Source organism: Halorubrum californiense DSM 19288 (genome assembly GCF_000336875.1).
GTDB classification, from domain to species: domain Archaea; phylum Halobacteriota; class Halobacteria; order Halobacteriales; family Haloferacaceae; genus Halorubrum; species Halorubrum californiense.
In genome coordinates, this window is sequence record NZ_AOJK01000013.1 from 1 (window position 1) to 2,412 (window position 2,412).

A 2,412-nucleotide genomic window follows, 5' to 3' on the forward strand; every position below is an offset into this window, starting at 1 on the left:
CCTGCTCGACCGCGGAGCGGCGTTCCCCCTGCGCTTCGAGGATCATCGCGCGGCGGCGGCGCTCGGCGCCGGTCTGTTGCTCCATCGCACGCTGGACCTCCTGTGAGGGGCTCACCTCGCGGACCTCGACGGCCTCGACGCGGATCCCCCACTCGTCGGTCGGCTCGTCCAGCTCCTCGTTGATCCGGTCGTTGATCAGCTCCCGCTGCGAGAGCGTGTCGTCGAGCTCCATGTCGCCGATGACGGCGCGGAGGGTCGTCTGTGCGAGATTCGAGACGGCGTTCTTGTAGTCGTCGACCTCTAGGAACGCCTTCTTCGCGTCCATCACCTTAATGTAGACGACGGCGTCGGCGGTCACCGGAGAGTTGTCCCGCGTGATCGCCGACTGGCTCGGCACGTCGATCGTCTGCGTCCGCATGTCGAACGCGTACGTCCGCGAGACGAACGGCGGGATGATGTGGACTCCCGGCTGGAGGAGCTTGCGATACTCGCCGAAGACGGTGAGCGCCTCCTTGTCGTAGGCGTCGACGATCTCGACGGCGCTGACGACCGTGACGGCCGCCAAGAGTACCGCCAGCGCTGCGACGCCGAAGACGAGGCTCTGGCCGAGGAGGGCGACGCCGACGAGGAGGGCGACGCCGAGCGCGAGGTACTGCCAGACCCCGTCCGGGACCTCCGCCAGCAGCTCCTCCAGCTCGGCGGACTCGCCGCGCGGACCTTGTGTTCCCATACGTCGAATTACGGCCCGACGCTGTTAACCGTTGGCACGAGTCCGGGGCGGCGGCGCGCGTCGTCTCGACCGTCTCTGAGGTACCGGAAACGCACGCGTATGCCGGTCGGGTTTAACTACGCGGCGAACGCAGCGTTTCGTATGCCATCCGACGACGGGGCCGACGGCCCGAAGTTCAGCACGCGAAGCGTTCACGCCGGTTCGGACCCGGACCCGACCACCGGGGCCCGCGCGACGCCCATTTACCAGACGACCGCCTACCAGTTCGACGACGCCGACCACGCCGCGGATCTCTTCGCCCTCGAGGAGGCCGGCAACGTCTACTCCCGGCTGATGAACCCGACCAACGCCGCCCTCGAAGAGCGGATCGCCTCGCTCGAGAACGGCGTCGGCGCGGTCGCGACCGCCTCGGGCATGGCCGCGCTCGACGTGACGACGTTCCTGCTCGCCTCGGCGGGCGACAACATCGTCACGTCGTCGGCGCTGTACGGCGGCACCTACACCTACCTCACCCACTCCGTCGAGCGCCGCGGCGTCTCGACCCGGTTTGTCGACCCGCTCGACTACGAGGGATACGCCGAGGCCATCGACGAGGACACCGCCTACGTCCACCTCGAAACGATCGGCAACCCCGCCCTCGTCACGCCTGACATCCAGCGGATCGCCGACATCGCCCACGACCACGGCGTCCCGCTGTTCGTCGACAACACGTTCGCGACGCCGTACCTCTGCCGGCCGCTCGACCACGGCGCCGACCTCGTCTGGGAGTCGACGACGAAGTGGCTCACCGGCAACGGCACCACCGTCGGCGGCGTCGTCGTCGACGGCGGCTCGTTCCCGTGGGCCGAGCACGCGGAGAAGTACCCCGAGATCGCGCAGGAAAACCCCGCGTACCACGGGATCAACTTCGCCGAGCGGTTCGGCGACGCGGCGTTCACCTTCGCGGCGATCACCCGCGGCCTGCGCGACTTGGGCGACCAGCAGTCGCCGTTCGACGCGTGGAACACGCTCCAGCAGACGGAGTCGCTCCCGCTGCGGATGGACCGCCACTGCGAGAACGCGGGCGTCGTCGCCGAGTACCTCGACGACCACGACGAGGTCGCGTGGGTGAACTACCCCGGCTTGGAGAGCCACGAGACCCACGAGGAGGCGACGGAGTACCTGGAGGGCGGCTACGGCGGGATGCTCACCTTCGGGCTCGAAGCCGGCTATGAGGCCGCGCGGGCGACCGTCGAGGAGGCCGACCTCGCCTCGCTCGTCGCGAACGTCGGCGACTCGAAGACGCTCGTCATTCACCCGGCGTCGACGACCCACCAGCAGCTGACCGAGGAAGAACAGGAGGCCGCGGGCGTCACCGCCGACATGGTGCGGCTCTCGGTCGGCATCGAGGACCCCGCGGACATCGTTGCGGACCTCCAAGACGCTATCGAGGCGGCAACCGCCTAACCGCAACCCGCCCGTTTCCGACGGTTTGGTTCCGTTGAAATCCTCGGGGACAGATACAATCGCTGTGCGAGATATAGAGGATGTAGTCAGCACGGTAACTGCGTTATTTTCTCTGTTTGAGTCCTGAACTAACCGATAGAATCTGCCTGCGTATCGACGGCTCCCGTCGTCAGCGATTACGAGACCAGTCTGTGGAGTGATAGAACTACCAGAGCTACGAGAATTCCTATCGCAAT

General features: G+C 67.0%; 2 protein-coding genes. One reads left to right on the forward strand and one right to left on the reverse strand.

The features are described from left to right. The coding region (locus C463_RS02470) for an SPFH domain-containing protein (protein WP_008440795.1) at positions 1 to 730 on the reverse strand (730 nt) is incomplete at its 3' end. 141 nt (positions 731 to 871) lie between these two features. Between C463_RS02470 and C463_RS02475 the strand changes: the two genes are divergently transcribed. Beyond that, the gene (locus tag C463_RS02475) at positions 872 to 2,176 is read left to right on the forward strand and encodes an O-acetylhomoserine aminocarboxypropyltransferase/cysteine synthase family protein (RefSeq protein ID WP_008440797.1); all 1,305 of its coding nucleotides are present in this window, start codon (positions 872 to 874) and stop codon (positions 2,174 to 2,176) included. The last annotated feature ends 236 nt before the right edge of the window (positions 2,177 to 2,412 follow it).